We start from the raw sequence: 16,872 nt of genomic DNA, 5'->3' as shown, positions 1-16,872 counted from the left end.
CTGATCGCCACCGCGAGCGCCGTCGCGGCGACCGCGCTCGCGGCGCCAGGTGCCGCTTCGGCTGCTACGACAACCCCGGTCACCTCAGCGCCCGCCCCGGCAGCTGCCGCCCGAGCCGACTCCTCGGCCGCTCTCCCGGCGCACGCGCTGGTCGGATATCTGCACTCCAGCTTCGCCAATGGCTCCGGCTACACCCGCATGGCCGACGTCCCGGACAGTTGGGACATCATCAACCTGGCCTTCGGGGAGCCAACTTCCACCACCTCGGGGGACATCAAGTTCAGCCTGTGCCCCCAGAGCGAGTGCCCGAAGGTAGAGACAGAGGCGGAGTTCAAGGCCGCGATCAAGGCGAAGCAGGCCGCGGGCAAGAAGGTGCAGATCTCCATCGGCGGCCAAAACGGCCAGGTGCGGTTGGCAACCACCGCCGCACGCGACAAGTTCGTCTCATCGGTGGGCGCCATCATCGACCGATACGGGCTTGACGGCCTGGACATCGACTTCGAAGGCCACTCGCTCTCACTGAACAACGGCGACACGGACTTCAAGAACCCGAAGACGCCCGCCATCGTGAACCTCATCTCGGCGGTCAAGACGCTGAAGGCCAAGTACGGAGCAAACTTCACGCTCACCATGGCACCCGAGACGTTCTTCGTGCAGCTCGGCTACCAGTTCTACGGCTCCGGGCCATGGGGCGGCCAAGACCCGCGCGCCGGGGCGTACCTACCGGTCATCCAGGCGCTACGCAACGACCTGACGTTGCTGCACGTCCAGGACTACAACTCAGGCCCCATCATGGGACTCGACAACCAGTACCACTTCATGGGCGGCGCCGACTTCCACATCGCGATGACGGACATGCTGCTGGCCGGCTTCCCGGTGGCCGGCAACAAGAACAACGTCTTCCCCGCCCTCGCTCCCTCCCAAGTCGCCATCGGCATGCCGGCGAGCACCCACGCGGGCAACGGCCACACAGCGCCGGGTGAGGTCAACAAGGCCCTGAACTGCCTGACGAAGAAGACGGACTGCGGCAGCTACCAGACCCACGGCACCTGGCCCGCGCTCCGCGGGCTGATGACCTGGTCCATCAACTGGGACAACTTCAACGGGCGGGAGTTCTCGAAGAACTTCGACACGTACTTCGGGCGGCGTTAGCGGCGGAGCCAAGACACGGTGCGGAGCCGCCGGCCGGAACCGTAGCCACCTCTGGGCCGGTTCGGGGCTGGAGCCCGACTTGGGACCAAGGCCCGGCTGGGCCGCAGTCTGAGCCGGCGTCGGAGCAGCGGTTGGCGTCACATCCGGCGTGGCCCCGGCGTCGCGGTTCGCGTCGCAGTTCGCGTCGCGGTTCGCGTCGCGGCGGAGCTGGCGTCTCGGTCGGCTTGGGTGCGCCGAGCGGGTGACTCCGTACGCCGGACACCCCCACAAATGTCCGGATGATACGACCGGTCGTGCCACGATCCACCTGAGCCGGGCCCGTCGCGGCCCGGCTCGGTGGCCGTGGAGGTGAGCTCGTGGCACGACGCCGCGTACGGAAGGTGTGCGTTCTCGCGCTGGTCGCGAGCACGGGGCTTGCGCTGCCCGCGCCGTGCGCCGTCGCCGCGCCGGCCCCGTCCACCGCCCCGCATCGCGCACCAGACCGGCCAACCGCACCGAACAGCTCACCCAACCTCACCACCGAACCTCACCAGCCCGCCGGCCCCGGCCGGGCCGGGCAGCCCGGCATGGGCTCCGTCGGGGCCCTGCTAGCCGAGCTCCAGACCCACTACCGCGCGGCCGGGGAGGCGAGCGAGCGCTACCACGTGATCGAGAAGAAGCTGACACGGCAACGCCGCACCACTCAACGGCTGGTCGCTCGGCTCGCGGAAGCCCGGGCCGAGCTCGCCGACGCCCGCAACGGCGCCGGACGGCTCGCCCGCCAGCGCTACCGACACGGCATCGGTTTCACCTCGTTTTCCCCGTATGTCCGCATGTTGCTCAGCGACAACCCCAGCCGCGTGCTGGATGAGGACCATGAACTGCGGCGGGCGGACGGACGCATTGCCGCCCTTGAGGCACGCCTCGCCGATACCGAGGTAACGGCGGATTTCTACGCCACCCGCGCCCGCCAGGCACTGAGCCGTCAGCAGTCACTCGCCGACCGGCGCAAGCGGCAACGCAACGTGGTGCGGGACCGACTCGCCACCGTGCAACGCCTGTTGGCCTCCCTCAGCACCGACCAGCTCGCCGCGATCCGCCAGCTTGAGACGTACGGAAGCGGCACCGTGCGCGGTGTCGGAGCGCAGGCTCCGGGAGCCCTGTTCACGCCGGGCGCACTCGACACCCTGGGCGCCCCATCGGCCGACGACGCGCTCTCGGCTGGCGGCACCCCCACCACCGACCGATTGCCTTCGGCGGAGGGGGCTCGGGCCGTGCGGTACGCGATCGACCAAGTCGACATGGCGTACGCCCGATCCGCTGGGGACCCGGCGGCGCACGACTCAGCAGGATTCACCGCCCGGGGGTGGGCGCACGCCGGGCGGGACATCCCCCGTACCGGCCCGCAGCAGTGGCGCCGACTGCCCCACGTCCCGCTCACGCAATTGCGCCCGGGCGACCTGGTGCTGTACTTCCCCGGCGCCACCCATGCGGCGCTGTACATCGGTCAAGGACGGGTGGTGCACGTACCCCGCCCGGGCGCCGCCGCCCGGGTCTCGCCCATCGCGACGAACCCGCTGCTTGGCGCCGTACGCCCGGACGCCGGACGACGAGCCCTCCACCAGTACACGGCCCCCCGGCTGCCCGGCGCCCGCCTCGATCCGGCTCGTCCTGCTCGCCCGGCTCGCCCGGCGCAGGGAACGCGGGCCGCTCGGTAGGGCGAGACTTGAGCACGAGCAGGGCTTGAGCACGAGCAGGGCTTGAGCACGAGCAGGGCCGTAGAGCCGGAGGCGCTTTAGCGCGGGGGTTGTGCCGGGTTGGGTGCGCTGGGCTGGCCGTGTCCCTGCGCCGGTACGCGGGGTGGGGCCGAGGTGAGGCCCGCCAGGTAGGCGCTGGTCTTGTCCGGGTCGTAGAAGAAGTGTTCGAAGTCGGCCGGATCGTTGAAGCCGTTGGCGAAGCGGTCGGCAACCGGTTGCAGCCCGCCTGCCGCGCCGAACAAGTTCAAGACGTGCTCCGGCGGCGGCGCCAGCATCGTGTTGGTCCACTTGGTGACGTACTGCGCCGTCTCCCAGTAGCGGTCGAACGCGGCCTGCATCCACTCGGCGTCGAACGGCTGGTCACCCCGCTCGATGATGGACGCCAGGTACGAGGCGGCGCACTTGCTCGCGGAATTGGAACCCTGCCCGGTAATCGGGTCGTTGGAGACGACTACATCGGCGACGCCGAGCACCGAGCCGCCCGACGGGAGCTGCCCCACAGGGTGCCGTACGGTCGGCGCGTACCGCCCGGCGAGGGTGCCGCACGCGTCCGTCAACTCCACCTTGGTCGAGCGCGCGTACTCCCACGGCGTGAACCTGGCCAGCAGCTCCAGCGTCAGCTCCAGGTGTTTGTTCGGGTCTTTGATGCCCTGGAAGACGTCGAGTGGCCCGCCGGGTATGCCCTCCCAGAAGAGGATGTCGGCGCGGCCGGAGTTGGTCAGCGTCGGCATCACGAACAGTTCGCCGACACCCGGGACGAGATTGCAGCGCACCGCGTCGAACTCGGGGTGTTCGGGGCGCGGCCCCATGCCGTGGACATAGGCGACGGCGAGCGCCCGCTGCGGGGTGTCATACGGGGAGCGGCTCGCGTCCCGCCCGAACATCGACACCAGCTCGCCCTTGCCCGCCGCGACCAACACCAGGTCATAGGCGCGGGAGAGGTAGTCAAGGTCGGAGACGGCGACGCCATGAATGACGACCTGCCCGCCACGCTCGGCGAACGCCTCCATCCAGCCCGCCATCTTCAGCCGCTGGTCCACGGACTGCGCGTAGTGGTCGAGCTTGCCAACCCAGTCGATCAGACGGGTGGATGCCCCGGTGCCCTCATCCGGCGGGCCGGCGACGGAGACTCCCACACCCTGGATACGCGGCGCTTCGCCCTCCCAGCCGTTGAGTTGCAGATCGCGCTCGTGCTGGAGGGCCGTGTGGAACATGCACTGGGTGGACATGACCCGCCCGGTGCGTATCTCGTCGGCCGTGCGGTTGGACATCAAGGTGACCTCGTACCCGTGGGACTGTAGGCCGAGGGCGAGCTGAAGGCCGGACTGACCGGCCCCGACAATGAGTATCTTCCGCATGACAACGCTCTCTCTCACAGCGAAACGCGGCGGTCTCCGGCCTCAACGGCATGGCCGGCCCCAGGAGACGAGCGGACGCGGGGCACGGAGACGGACCGCCGAATTGGCGACACGTACAACAACAAAAAGGCGGAGGAGAGCAGCTCGCTCCCCGACCGGGGGCAGACGCTACGTCACTCGGGCGTCACGTCAAGTGCATAGGCCACCAGTGTCAGCAGTGCATCCACAACCGTGACCCGGCGCCGCGCGTCCATGATCACGATGGGTACGTGAGGCGGCACGGACAGCGCGTCGCGCACGTCCTCGGCCGTGAATCTTTCGGTGCCCTCGAAATGGTTGACGGCCACCACATACGGCAGCCCACCGCTCTCGAAGTAGTCGAGCGCGGGCCAACAGTCCTCAAGCCGGCGGGTATCGGCCATGACGATGGCGCCGATGGCGCCCCGCACCAGGTCATCCCACATGAACCAAAACCGCTGCTGGCCCGGGGTGCCGAACAGGTAGAGGACCAGATCGGAATCGAGAGTGACCCGGCCAAAGTCCATGGCGACCGTGGTCGTGGTCTTCTGCGGCGTGGCCGCGAGGTCGTCCACACCGGCGCTGGCCTGCGTCATCAACGCCTCGGTCTGCAACGGAGTGATCTCCGAGACCGAGCCGACAAACGTCGTCTTACCCACCCCGAACCCACCCGCCACCACGACCTTCGTCGCGATCGGCGCACGGGAACGGTCTAACTGCCAGCTTTGCAGACCCTCCTCCGTGGCCAGCAGACAGGCCACATCGCCTTCATCGAGGCCGCCAGCGGCCACAACGGCCACGCCACCAGGGGCCTGGCGCACGTACCGGTCACCCTCGGCGCGGCTGTCGTCTGTGTCGGATGATGGGGAGGCGTGGGGAGCGTGGGAGGCGCCGACAAGGGGATCGGACAGGGCCTCGGGGTTGTGGGCGTTCTGGCCGGCGCCCCCTGGCGCCCGGCCAGGGGGTGGATCGCCAATGTCCGGTATCGCCGTCACGGTCTCAGAGCCTGCGGAGTCCACCGAGCACCCTTTCCAGCAGCGCGCGATCCGGCTGCCCGGTGCCTCGCCCAGTGCCGTATACGCGAATCTTTCCCTGGTCGGCAAGGTCGCTGAGCAACACCCGCACGACACCTAGCGGCATCTTGAGCAGCGCCGCCACCTCGGCCACCGACCGCATTCGACGGCACAGCCCGACGATGGCCCGGATCTCCGGCAGGACGCGGCTGTTCAGCCCGCCGGAGGTCAGCTCGCGGCGCTCCTCGGGAGCGTCGAGCGCGGCCACGAACGTCTCGACCAGCAGCACATGCCCAACCCGAGTACGTCCGCCGGTCAAGCTGTACGGCCGCACGCGCGCTGGCCGCCTTCTCGGCGGCTTGGATGTGGTACTCACCGTGCCGACTCCACCGACTTGCGCAGCTCGCTGCGGAGCTCCGGGGTGAGCACATGGCCGGCCCGACCGACGAAGAGCGCCATGTGATAGGCGACCACGGTCATCTCGCAGTCCGGTGTCGCATGCACGCCCAGCAGCGAACCATCGCTGATCGACATCACAAACAGGCTGCCCTCGTCCATCGCGACCATCGTCTGCTTGACGGTCCCACCATCCATCAACTGCGCTGCGCCCAGGGTCAGGCTGCCGAGCCCGGAGACGATCGTGGCGAGGTCGGCACTTGATCCCTTCGGCCCGTCCTGACCCTCCGCGGGCTTGGCCGGCCGAGCAGCCGCCGCGGTCTCCTCCGGATCGGAGGAGAGCAACAGCAGGCCATCGGAGGACACGACGGCCACCGAAATGACGCCGGGCACTTCCTCTACCAAATTGGTCAGCAACCAATGCAGGTTGCGGGCCTCGTTGCTCAGCCCGTATGCATGGGGGCTGGCCGGAGCCGTAGCCGGGGACCCGGGGGTCGCCCCCCGGAACATTGCGGTCAACTGCGTGCCTCCTCGACAGTCCCACCCGCGTCCAGCGCCCCCGCTTGATGGTGTGTGTGTCGTTGCTTCGATGGTCGATCGTCCTGCTCCCGGCCGTGCGGCGGTTGGTCATACCGCCCTTGGTCGGACGACGGTTGATGATGCTGCTCCTGCTCGTACGTCGAACGGTAAGGCCGCTCCTGTCCGTGGGGCGGTTGGCCGCACAGCGGTGTGCCTGACGGCGGCGTGTCGGATGTGTCGGATGTGTCGTAAGGGGGTGCGTCGTGCGGGGATGCGTTGTGCGGGGATGCGTCTGACTGCGGCGTGTCGTACGGCGACCGCTCGATCTGGGAGCGGTGCGGTGGCTGGTCCTGCTGCGGGTTGGACGGCAGTTGACCGGGCGATGGCGCGTCTTGCCGTCGCCGCTGTGGTGGCTGGTCGCCTGACGGCTGCCCCAAATCTCCTGCGGTCTGCGCTTGTTCGCGCCTCGGTTGTTCGTGCTGACAGGCAGCGGGCGGGTGGTCACGCCGCTGCTGCGGGGGTTGGGACGGTCGCCGGTCCTGCTGCTCCCGGTCTTGTGCCTCCCGGTCCAGTGCCTTCCCGTCCGCTGCCAACGGGCTGCGTTGGGTGACGATCTGTTCGGCGATCTCCGCCTCGGCGTCCCGGCGTCCTTGCTGCGCACCTTGCTGGAAGCCGCCGAGGCGGCGACGCACCGCCTCGGCGTCCACCTTGCGGCGTTCCCCCGCCACGGCCTTGCGCGGTGCAACAACTCTCGGACTCCGCTTTGGCAGCCCCTTGTCGGTGCGCGGGCCGATGTCAGGGGACTCATCGGGGCCCGCTAGACCACTCACAGGGAGGTTCGCCGCGCGCGGTGCCCTTGCGGGCGACTGGGCCGCCCCGGTTTGTGGCGCGCTAGGTTGTGGCGCGCCGGGTTGTGTTGTCGTCGCTTCCAGCGCACCCGGGGCCTGGAGCAGCGAGAGCTGAATGGTCCGCTCGGCGGCCACCACGAGCGGGTCGCGTTGCGGGCCCGGCACTGAGCCAGCCCTGGGGGCACCCCCGGCGCCGTTCGGTTCGGAGACCACCTCAGGCTCATCTGGGGCCGAGGGCCTATCGGGAGCCAAGGGCCTATCCCCCACCCCACGCGCCCGGCCCCGGCGCAGCCCGGCTGCCCACGGCTCGTCTGGCGAGGCGGCTACTGGCGGCTCCTCGAAGGGGCCGGCTGTTCGTAGCCCGGGGGGGGAATCGGCTTCCGACTGTTCCGGCGCGAGGTTGGCTGCCGGCGTACCAGCACGGCCCGGCTCCGCCGAGCGCGGCTCGTTCACCCGGGGTGGCCCATAGCGGTGTGGTTCATCCGCCTCGGGACCATCGTCCCAAGGCTCACCCTGCCATGAGGTGGGCTCGGCGGTCACGGGTCCCCGATGCCCCGGGTGTTCGCGGCCCCCCGGCGACGCGGGCCCGCCACGCTGCTCGCGTCGCCCCCCGGACAGTTGGGCAGACTCGGTGGCAGCGTCATCGGCTACGGGAGCGGCTCCGGGCGCCGGGACCACGCCGGGCCCGCGCATGGTACGTCCCGAACCAGTGTCGGTCGCTCCGTGCGGACCAGCGGCCCGGCTCGGACCGTGCGCATCTGGGTCGGCGGACGCGTAAGGCGCCGTACCGGTGTGGACGTCGGGGGCTGCTGGGGTGTGCGCGGTGTCGGCGTACGAGGTGGCAGGGAGGCGCGGGGCGGCGGTGTGCGGGGCGGCGGTGTGCGGGGCGCCGGGGCTCGGGGCGGCGGGGTCCGGAGCGGCGGGGTCCGGCTCTTGGGCCGGGCCGGAGTCGGCTGAGGCATGCGGGACCATCGGGGCAACTGGGCTGCGGGCACCGGCCGGGGCGGCATGCGGGCCATGGTCGTGGGACCCCCGCGGCGGGTTCAAGCCGTCGAGATTGGCGGCGCCGTGTGGATCGTTCGCGTCGTCCGCACTGTCCCGTACGTATCGGTGGTGTTGGCCGGACGGGTCGGCAGGGCCGTCGTGTGCGTAGACCGGAGCAGCACGGGAGTCAACTTCGATCTCGGGGCCGGAGTCAGAGCGGGGACCGGGTAGGGCGAGGCCGTCGCCCCCTGGCCAGCCCGAGTCCGAAGACAGCGCCAACGGCTGGGCTTCCCCGGTAGCGAGCAATCGATCCGGGAGAATCGGCTTGGGCAGCACGACCACGGCGGTGACACCGCCCTGCTTCTGTTCGCGAAGCTGAACCCGCACACCGTGCCGGGCCGCGAGCCGGGTCACCACATACAACCCGAGCCCCAACGGGTCCTCTGGCTGCGGCCCCTGGCAATACTCCGGAACGGGGTCGGCAAGTCGGGTGTTCAGCTCATCGAGGCGGTCCGCTGTCATGCCAATGCCCTCGTCCTGCACGGAGAGCATCACCTCGCCGCTCTCCAGAAGCCAGCCGGATACGTGCACCTCGGTCCCGGGTGGGGAGAAGACGGTGGCGTTTTCGAGCAGTTCCGCGATCAGGTGACTGACGCTGTCGGCAGCGAACCCAGCGACCTGCGCATGCGGCGGTAGCGGCTGGATACGAATGCGCTGATAACGCTCTACCTCGCTGATCGCGGCACGCAACACATCGAGCAGCGGCACCGAACCCGGGTGGTTCGACTGGCGCTCGGAGCCGGCAATGACCAACAGATTCTCGCTGTAGCGGCGTATTCCGGTGGCAAGGTGGTCGAGTGCGAAAAGGGTGTCTAGGCGTTCTGGGTCCTGCTCGTTTTCCTCCATCGTTTCGATGACGGTCAACTGTCGTTCGACTAGGCCCAGTGTGCGCAAGGCGAGATTGACGAAGCTGCTGTGCACACGCTCGCGCAGGCCATTGAGCCGGGTTTCGATCTCGTCTTTACGCTGCCGCAGTTCCTCACATTCCTGCCGCACCTCGGCAATCTGCGCGGCGAGGCGCTGCCGCTCCTCAATGAGGTGCCCGCGCTCGGCTGCGAGCTTCGCTACCCGCGCCCGCTGACTGCCGACTCCCTCGTAGAGCTGGTTGACGGACCGTACGACATCACAGAACTCGTCTCCGCGCGCCGCATCCCGACGCCCTAGCACCACAGGTTCCGCGCCCGCAGGATCGTCGGCCAACTTGAGTGCGCCAACGCGCAGCGCGGTGAGCGGGCGGGTCAGCGAACGAGCAGCGTGCACGCTGACGGCAATGGCCAACAGCAAGCACCCGGCAAGCACCGCGGCACGCAACTCCAGCGCGGTGACCTCGTCGTCGCGTGCCTTCTCCGCGCGGGTGAGCTCCTCGGTGGTCAGTGCCGTCTCGACATCACGCATCCGGTTGACCCGGGCGAAGAGCGCCGAGCCAACCCGCTCACGGTCCAGGGCGAGATCGGCGCTGGACAGCCGGGGGCCATCGGTGAGTTGAGCGAGGTACCGCTTGGCTGCGGTGACCTCGGTGTCCTCAGTGTCATTGACAGTGCGGGCATAGCGCTCGCGGGCGCCGCGTGGGGCGGTCTGTTCGAAGTCGGCGACCGCTGCCTGCTCACGGACGTTGGTGCGTTGAGCGGCAGCGGCCAGACCCGGCTGCCGCCCACGGGAGGCGAGGGCACCGAGAAGCAGCGCGCGGCTGGCCGACGCCTGCTCCACGACGCGGCCAAGCGGACCGAGGGTTTCGGGATCGGTGCCACCGGCGGCACGATGCAGAGCCTGCACCGCACTGGTGTACGCATCGAAGGTCTCGGCAGCCGAACCCGGGCCTGCTAGTGCCCGCTGACGGACTCTCGACAGCTCACCGAGCCGCTTGGTGGCTCCGGCAAAGGTCACCGACGCGTCGCTGGCGCTACTGCGCAGATCGACTATCTGCCGATCGACGCGGGACCGCACGTCCTCCGAGACGCCCGCGCCCGAGGCGGTGGAACGTCCGGTCGCCACGTACGCCGTCATGGCGTCACGTTCGTCGGATAGCGAATGGGCGAGGGCCACGGCGGTCATGGCGGCCTCGGCACGATCCACGCACCGCTGCGCTTCCTTGACATCGTCAACCGCCGCGACGATGACGGGGGCTCCGGCCGCGAGCACAGCGGCGACGATGACGATGGCGGATACGACAAGCCGGCTACGCGCATGCGCCCGGCGCACTGGCACGGCTGTCTGCTCGCCTCTTTCGCCCTTGCTGCCCCGAAGCCGTCTCTTCCGCACCGGTGCCCACATTCTTCTCTCGCCCGACCCACCGTGATTCCAGGAGGTGACGACAGTTCCGCAGTTGCTTCGGACCCGCGCGCTCGGCCGTGTGGCCTCGTGCTCGAACCCACCCCTGGTACGAAAACCGACCCTTCCAGTACCGCTCTGCGGCGGGTGCACATCGACAGCCCGGCCACTCGAACGAGTGAACATCAATCGGAAGTTGACCATCAACTTGCGCCACTGTCTGCACACACGCAATAACTCCGCCGAGTGGAAAACACCACAGTGTCCTGACAGGATGCCCGCCCGCAGCCTTTCGAGGGCCAATTCCATCTGATTTCACCTCCCGGAAACCACCTGGCAGTAGTTGGTATGGGCCAACACCCGGGCCTCTCCCGCCTATCGGCCGACTCGGGTGATGGTCCGGCAGACTTGCCCCATGCGTCTCGATCTCACCACTGTTCCCGGAGACCCCCAACGCCCCAACGAGGACTACGCGTCCATAGCGCTGCCAGCGTCTGGACAGGGTGGCGCACTGGTATTGCTCGACGGCGTCACCCCACCGGTGGACCCTTGCGGGTGCAGTCATTCCGTCCCCTGGTTCACCGCCCGGCTGGGCGGTGCGTTGCTCGAACTGTCCGGTTCGCGGCGGGATATGCCCCTCGCCGATTGCCTGGCGGCTGCCATCACCAGGACTGCCGATGCACATCGCGACACGTGTGACCTTTCTCATATTCGTACACCTCAAGCAACTGTGGTCGGCGTCCGGTGGGACGCCGAGTACGTCGAGCACCTGGTGCTCTCCGACTCCTCTCTTCTTATCGAGGCACCCGATGGCACGGTGAACCCGGTTCTCGATACCCGGCTCGACGAGCTGCCGCCCGCGGTGCGGGAGCTCGGAGCTGGTGTCCGCGCCCTGCCCCGTGGCTCAGCCGAACGGCGTACAGCAGGCGCCGAGTACGGCCGGGCGGTGGAGGCGCTACGCAATGCCGAAGGGGGTTTCTTCACGGCCGCCGCTGATCCGGACGTGGCTCGCCGGGCGGTGACTGGCACCACCCCACGCACAGGAGTCAGGGCGCTCGCCGCGCTCAGTGACGGTGCCACCCGTTGGGTCGAGATCTTCCGCGAAGGTGACTGGATGGAGACCTTCGCGCTGCTTCGCAAGGAGGGTGCACAGGCCCTGATCGACCGGGTACGGGCGGCGGAGGACGCCGATCCCGATGGCGAGGTCTTCCCCCGGGGCAAACGACACGACGATGCGACGGCGATCTACGCCGAACTGTGAGCGCCCGCGTCGAGCCTCGGCCGACCAGGTGGTCGGTCCGTCGGTGAGCCGAGGTCGGGCCTGGCGACTGCCGAGGGCGGGCCTAGCGGCTGAGCTGGATTGATGGGTGAGCGGAACGGGTCGGTGCTCGAAACGGCTGAGCGGGCTGGGTCTCGCACGTCTCACCGGAGAGGCACGTCGGGGCGGGCGGGGCCAGTTGCAGGGAGTAGGTCGTAGGGAGGGAACTGAGGTTGGGCAGGCGTCCGGTTGCCGGTCCAGGAGGGTGGGCTCAGACTGTTGGTTCAGGGGGGATGGGCTCAGGCTGTTGGTCTGACACGGCGGGCTCGGGCGACGTGTCCTGGCCTGGCAGCGATTCCGGTGCAGTGTCGGGCTCATGGCCCGAGTTCAGGCGGTGGAGGAGGCGGGCCAGCTCCGCCACCTCCGCACGGTTCCAACCCTCCAGGCGCTGGGCATAACGGGCGCGTAGTCCCCCACGCACCCGGGTGAATCGGGTTCTCCCCTCCTCTGTCAACTGCACCAGCCAGGCTCGCCCATCGTCCGGGTCGGGAGCCCGCGCAATCAGCCCCAGGGTTTCCAGCGCCCGCAACTGTCGGCTCATCGTCGCCTTACCGACCCCGAAATACGAGGCCAGGTCCGTGGCCCGCACCTGCCCGACGTCATTGAGCCGGGCTAGCAGCCCATAGGCCGCTGGCTCAAGGTCCGGATGCACCTCCCGGGCCATCTCGCCCGAATTCGCACGAGCTCGACGGAGAAAGACGGACAACTCACGCTCAAGGGCCAGAAATGCGCTATCGATCCCCGCCCGGCCCTCGCCCTCCCCAGGTGTCCCGACCCCGGTGTTGTGCACGTCAGCACCTCTCCGGCTTTTCAGCACGTGAAAGTTTCGTCGTGCCGCGACCCGTTGTCGCAGCTCCGCCAGTATTTTGCAGGAATAGACCATCGGCGCCACCCCAGCGCCCTTCTCTTCGCTCATCTACGCCCGTAGAGTTGACCGTGACATGGTCATTACAAAACCATGTGACACTCCCCCACCGAGGCCATCGGAGGCACGCTCATGCCCGTGCGCAGACCCGATTCCCCCCACCGCTCCCTCACTACAGTGGTCGGGTTTCTTGCCACCTTCCTCGTCATGACGCTCGCGTTCACGCTGCCCGGTACGGCCTCCGCCGCCGAACAGCGCATTCCCCACCCGGAAAAGGACTGGATGGGTTCTACCATCCTGGAACACGAGGGTGGTAACCCCGACAATCCACCCCCCGCCTCACGCGCCGCTTCCGTCGAAGGTGTCGATGTCAGCAGCCACCAAGGCAACGTCAACTGGTCCTCGCTGTGGAACAGCGGGGTGCGCTGGGCTTACACCAAGACCACCGAAGGCACGACGTACAAGAACCCGTACTTCGCCCAGCAGTACAACGGCTCCCATAACGTCGGCATGATCCGCGGCGCCTACCACTTCGCGCTGCCCGACGCCTCCAGCGGCGCCCAGCAAGCGAACTACTTCGTGAGCAATGGCGGGGGCTGGACGGGCGACGGCAAGACCCTTCCCGGTGCTCTCGATCTGGAATACAACCCGTACGGCGCCACGTGTTACGGGCTGAGCCAAAGCGCAATGGTCAACTGGGTGCGAGACTTCTTCAACACCTACAAGGCACGCACCGGACGTGACGCGGTCATCTACACGTCAACTAGCTGGTGGAAGACGTGCACGGGCAATTACGCGGGCTTTGGCAGCACCAATCCGCTGTGGATTCCGCGCTATGGCTCATCGGTGGGCGAACTTCCAGCTGGATGGGGCTTCCACACCATGTGGCAGTACACCTCCTCTGGGCCCATCGTTGGCGACCACAACCAGTTCAACGGTGCGTACGACCGTCTCAAGTCTCTCGCCAACGGTTGACGTTCGACGCTCACGCTCAACGGCCGCCTGCCCGAGGCCCTGCCATTGCCCTCATGCGGCCTTCCGCGTCGCTGTCCACTGCCTTGCGGTGAGACCGCCTCGTCGAGCTGTGCGCCGCCATCGCGGCGCGTGGGGCGCGACCCACGCGCCGCGAGTGGGCCTCTCTCGCCGTTCGGGAGGGGCCCGCTTCGCTGCCGTCGGGGCCCACCCCCTTTGCCCCAGAGCCTCACTGGCCCGACATCGGCATCGAGGTCACTCCGCTCCATACGGACAGGTCTGTCTGTATCCTGGAGGCGTCGGATCAGGTGCCCGGGTGCGTACCGGCTCCGACGTGGAGCCCCTGGGTTCGAACCAGGCACCCGCCTCAAGGAGCGTGACGCATGGCTGGCAAACGACCCCCCGCCCGGAGCCGGATTTTGGACACCGCTACGGAGTTGTTCAACGCGCACGGCGTGCGCGGGGTCGGTGTTGACCGGATTATTGCCGAGTCCGGCGTAGCCAAAGCGACTCTTTACGCCCATTTTCGCTCCAAAGACGATCTCGTTGTCGCGTATCTGCACGGCGCTGACGGGCACTGGCGGGGCGCGCTGCAAGAGGCAGCGGCCGACGCCGGAGCCGACCCGCGCGAGCAGTTGCTCGGTCTATTCGACGCGCTGCGCACGGCCACCGTTTGCGACGGCTTTCGCGGCTGCGCGTTTATCAATACAGCGAGCGAAACAGAGCCGGGCACCGTACCCCACGCCACTACTGTCGAGCACAAGCAGGCCGTGCGGGCCTGGCTGGGTGAGCTCACCAGCGCCGCCGGCGCCGTCGATCCGGATCTATTGGCCCGACAACTCAGCGTGCTGATCGACGGAGTGATGTCGGCTGCCGCGCTGGAGCCAACGGCGGAGTTCACCGAGGCGGCCCGTGCCGCAGCGCACACCCTGGTATCTGCTGCCTGCCGGGGCTCGGATGCACCGAAGTCGGTCACCCGGGACTCGGCTCCGGCGTAGCCACATCTGGTTCGTACCGCTGCTGGTTCGTACCGCTGCTGGTTCGCGGCCCGGACTTGACTGCATGCGCGACTGCGGCTCGCCACTGGTTGTGACGGGGGGTGCCGCCTTGTGACACCTGGTGCGCCTCTTCTCGCACACGCCCGAGAGCGGGGCCGAAGGGCACTGACCGGCACCACGGCATTGGCGCAGGCAGCCATGCCGCCAGAGGTGTACCTCCGCGCAGCAACCCGATCTGGGAGCGGCCCGGGGCACATCACGACAGGACCGCGGCCGACTGCGGCGCGTACGACAGATTGTGCTCGCCACGGTGCGGAGGCCATATATGCGAAGGGCCCGGCGCGGCGAGGTACGCCGGGCCGAGCCCTGGGCAGATGGCGACTGCTCATGCGGTCGCTACGCTCAGGCGGCCAGGCTCGGCTCCTTGGCGCCGGCCGGCGATATTCGGGATGCGGCGGGCAGTGCGCCGGTTTCCAGCAGTGTGCGATAGGTCCTTTGGTGGTCGGCGAGTGCGGCATCGCCGACTGTGCGTACGCCGTAAACCAGGAACGGCTCCTCGTACCGCATGCCGGTCAGCTCTGCCGTCGCGTCAAAGGGGCGCAGTAGGTCGGGGATGGGGAAGCGGTTGAACCCATCGGGGCGGTAGGAGTCGCGCGGGCCACCGGCGGAGGTCACCACTCGCAGCGTCTTGCCGTGCAGCGCGGTGCCCCCGGTGCCGTAGGCGAACCCGTACTCAAAGACCTCGTCCAGCCACTGCTTGAGCAGTGGCGGCGACGAATACCAGAAGAAGGGGAACTGCAGCACGACTCGGTCGTGCTGCAGGAGCAGACGTTGATCGTGTGCCACATCGATACGCCCGTCGGGATACGCGGCGTACAACTCATGAACCGTGACACCGTCCACGCTTGCGGCCGTGCCGGCGAGGGCTGCGTTGATGCGCGAATCGGTCAACTGCGGGTGGGCGACAACAACCAAGGTGCGGGGCTCGGATGCCACGGAAGTCTCCTGTTCGATGGCGGCGCGTACAACCCAGGCCGCACAGACATAGGTAAGATACGAACAGACAGGTCTGTCTGGTACGAGAAAGTTAACAGACAGACCTGTCTGACTGTCAAGGCTTGCCGGGGGCGCCAACGACCCAATCACTCTTTCGAGTTCGGTCTTAGTCGCCAGCAGCGTTCGATGGACCGATTCCCAGCCGCTATGGGCTGCCGGCGAACGCCCAGACCTCAAGACCGGCGTGTGGGCGACCGATTCCGAACCGCCAATCGCGCAACACCCCTGCCGACAGTGTCGTTGCGTGCGGCCCTTCGGCCCCCCGTGGCCAAGAGCCCCACCGACCGCTGCTCCCGACGCCCTGCCCGATGTTCTCGTCGTCCAGCTCGCCCGCCACTTGGCGCTCAACAGTGGACCGCCGGCACACGGGTTCACACCTCCGTCACCCACCAGCCTGACCAGCGAAAACCGTCATAGAGCCAGACGAAAGGCGTTGATCGGAGCAGGATAGAAAGGCGCCCGGAAAGGCGGCGTGAACGCCGGGACGGGTCCCGTGCAGGTGGCCTACATTGCGCGACATGGCCATCCAACGCGCTGACCTAATCCCGCTCATGACCGCGGTGCTCCTCGTGGTTTCCGGGTGTGGCTCCAACACCTCCGATGACGCCGCCTCGAAGGGGAGCGACGAGAGCACTGTGGGCACCTCGGGTCCCACATCCGAGGGACCCTCGGAGTCCGTATCGTCATCCCCCAAGCCCGCGTTGCCCAGGGCGGCTGACGGTGTAATGCTCTCCGCGTGCGCCGATGGGCGATGCGAGGTGCGCGTAGACAGTTCCGCTCGCATCTCGGTGCCTGCGCGCCTGCAAGTGGCCTCGCTGCGCGTGCGATCGATCGCCTCCGGCAGAGTGAGCATCAGCGGACGCTACCTGGGGCAACAGGGCGGCGGCGGGTGCAGCGGGACCTATTGCAGTTCCTCATCCGGCAACGGCGAATTCACTGTCACGATGGGCTGGCAGAGCGCAGCCCGTGAGAACGGGTTGCTCATCGAGGTCGTCGCCGTGAACGAGGGCAACGCCGTGCTGAGGCTCGCCCCCAATTGACGTCACCCGGCATACCTCGGCCCGAGCCCGCAGCCCAGTGACCCCAATGATCCCGACGACCACGACGGCCCCAACGACCAAGCCCGTTTCCGGAACCCGCCCTCCGGAAACGGCCACGGGTGACAACGGTACGGCTCCCTCCGCCTCAGCGGAGGGAGCCAGCGAAAGCCCGTCGGGCATATCGGTACCAAGGTTTGCCCCGCGGCGGCCACGGGCCGGGCCTCGGGGACACATCGACCAATAGCGTCCTCGTGGGTCGGCCCTAAGCGCA

The 16,872-nt window shown here is 68.2% G+C and carries 12 protein-coding genes and 1 pseudogene; 6 read left to right on the top strand and 7 right to left on the bottom strand.

What is annotated here, in order from left to right; genetic code table 11:
• Positions 1–129: 129 nt before the first annotated feature.
• Both FHS42_RS19240 and FHS42_RS19235 read left to right on the top strand, forming a co-directional pair.
• Positions 130–1,152 (top strand): annotated as a pseudogene (locus FHS42_RS19240) (chitinase); the annotation flags it as partial.
• Between the two features lie 356 nt (positions 1,153–1,508).
• A complete protein-coding gene (locus FHS42_RS19235; protein ID WP_184573471.1) occupies positions 1,509–2,849 on the top strand; it encodes a C40 family peptidase in 1,341 nt (446 codons plus the stop codon).
• Positions 2,850–2,926: 77 nt separating this feature from the next.
• On the opposite strand, the gene FHS42_RS19230 is transcribed toward FHS42_RS19235, so the two are convergent.
• From FHS42_RS19230 to FHS42_RS19210, 5 genes are all read right to left on the bottom strand, one after another.
• Positions 2,927–4,246 (bottom strand): styrene monooxygenase/indole monooxygenase family protein, encoded by a 1,320-nt coding sequence (locus FHS42_RS19230; protein WP_184573469.1) that lies wholly within the window; start codon positions 4,244–4,246, stop codon positions 2,927–2,929.
• 173 nt (positions 4,247–4,419) lie between these two features.
• Positions 4,420–5,055, bottom strand: coding sequence for a GTP-binding protein (locus FHS42_RS19225; RefSeq protein ID WP_312866949.1), 636 nt, complete (start codon positions 5,053–5,055; stop codon positions 4,420–4,422).
• Between the two features lie 208 nt (positions 5,056–5,263).
• Positions 5,264–5,653: a DUF742 domain-containing protein gene (locus tag FHS42_RS19220; protein ID WP_184573467.1), complete on the bottom strand. Its 390-nt coding sequence runs from the start codon at positions 5,651–5,653 to the stop codon at positions 5,264–5,266.
• Positions 5,650–6,183, bottom strand: coding sequence for a roadblock/LC7 domain-containing protein (locus tag FHS42_RS19215; protein WP_184573591.1), 534 nt, complete (start codon positions 6,181–6,183; stop codon positions 5,650–5,652). The genes FHS42_RS19220 and FHS42_RS19215 overlap by 4 nt, the downstream gene beginning before the upstream one ends.
• Positions 6,184–6,188: 5 nt before the next feature.
• Positions 6,189–10,343: a sensor histidine kinase gene (locus FHS42_RS19210; protein WP_184573464.1), complete on the bottom strand. Its 4,155-nt coding sequence runs from the start codon at positions 10,341–10,343 to the stop codon at positions 6,189–6,191.
• A 424-nt stretch (positions 10,344–10,767) separates the two neighbouring features.
• Between FHS42_RS19210 and FHS42_RS19205 the strand changes: the two genes are divergently transcribed.
• Positions 10,768–11,613 carry a hypothetical protein gene (locus FHS42_RS19205; protein ID WP_184573462.1) on the top strand — a complete coding sequence of 282 codons (846 nt, stop codon included), beginning with the start codon at positions 10,768–10,770 and terminating at the stop codon, positions 11,611–11,613.
• A gap of 268 nt (positions 11,614–11,881) precedes the next feature.
• Here FHS42_RS19205 and FHS42_RS19200 read toward each other — a convergent pair whose 3' ends face one another.
• Positions 11,882–12,460 (bottom strand): MarR family winged helix-turn-helix transcriptional regulator, encoded by a 579-nt coding sequence (locus FHS42_RS19200; protein WP_312866943.1) that lies wholly within the window; start codon positions 12,458–12,460, stop codon positions 11,882–11,884.
• A gap of 207 nt (positions 12,461–12,667) precedes the next feature.
• Here FHS42_RS19200 and FHS42_RS19195 point away from each other — a divergent pair, with 207 nt between their 5' ends.
• Together FHS42_RS19195 and FHS42_RS19190 are read left to right on the top strand one after the other, a co-directional pair.
• On the top strand, positions 12,668–13,510 hold the full coding sequence (locus tag FHS42_RS19195; RefSeq protein WP_184573460.1) for a lysozyme: 843 nt from the start codon (positions 12,668–12,670) through the stop codon (positions 13,508–13,510).
• Between the two features lie 380 nt (positions 13,511–13,890).
• On the top strand, positions 13,891–14,505 hold the full coding sequence (locus FHS42_RS19190) for a TetR/AcrR family transcriptional regulator (RefSeq protein ID WP_184573459.1): 615 nt from the start codon (positions 13,891–13,893) through the stop codon (positions 14,503–14,505).
• Positions 14,506–14,907: 402 nt separating this feature from the next.
• Here FHS42_RS19190 and FHS42_RS19185 read toward each other — a convergent pair whose 3' ends face one another.
• Positions 14,908–15,501 carry an NAD(P)H-dependent oxidoreductase gene (locus tag FHS42_RS19185; protein WP_312866942.1) on the bottom strand — a complete coding sequence of 198 codons (594 nt, stop codon included), beginning with the start codon at positions 15,499–15,501 and terminating at the stop codon, positions 14,908–14,910.
• Between the two features lie 578 nt (positions 15,502–16,079).
• Here FHS42_RS19185 and FHS42_RS19180 point away from each other — a divergent pair.
• On the top strand, positions 16,080–16,601 hold the full coding sequence (locus FHS42_RS19180; protein ID WP_184573458.1) for a hypothetical protein: 522 nt from the start codon (positions 16,080–16,082) through the stop codon (positions 16,599–16,601).
• Positions 16,602–16,872: the final 271 nt, after the last annotated feature.

The organism is Streptomyces zagrosensis (assembly GCF_014203645.1).
Classification (GTDB): domain Bacteria; phylum Actinomycetota; class Actinomycetes; order Streptomycetales; family Streptomycetaceae; genus Streptomyces; species Streptomyces zagrosensis.
The sequence above is the reverse complement of the archived record's forward strand: the minus strand, read 5'-3'. Positions and strand labels throughout refer to the sequence as shown.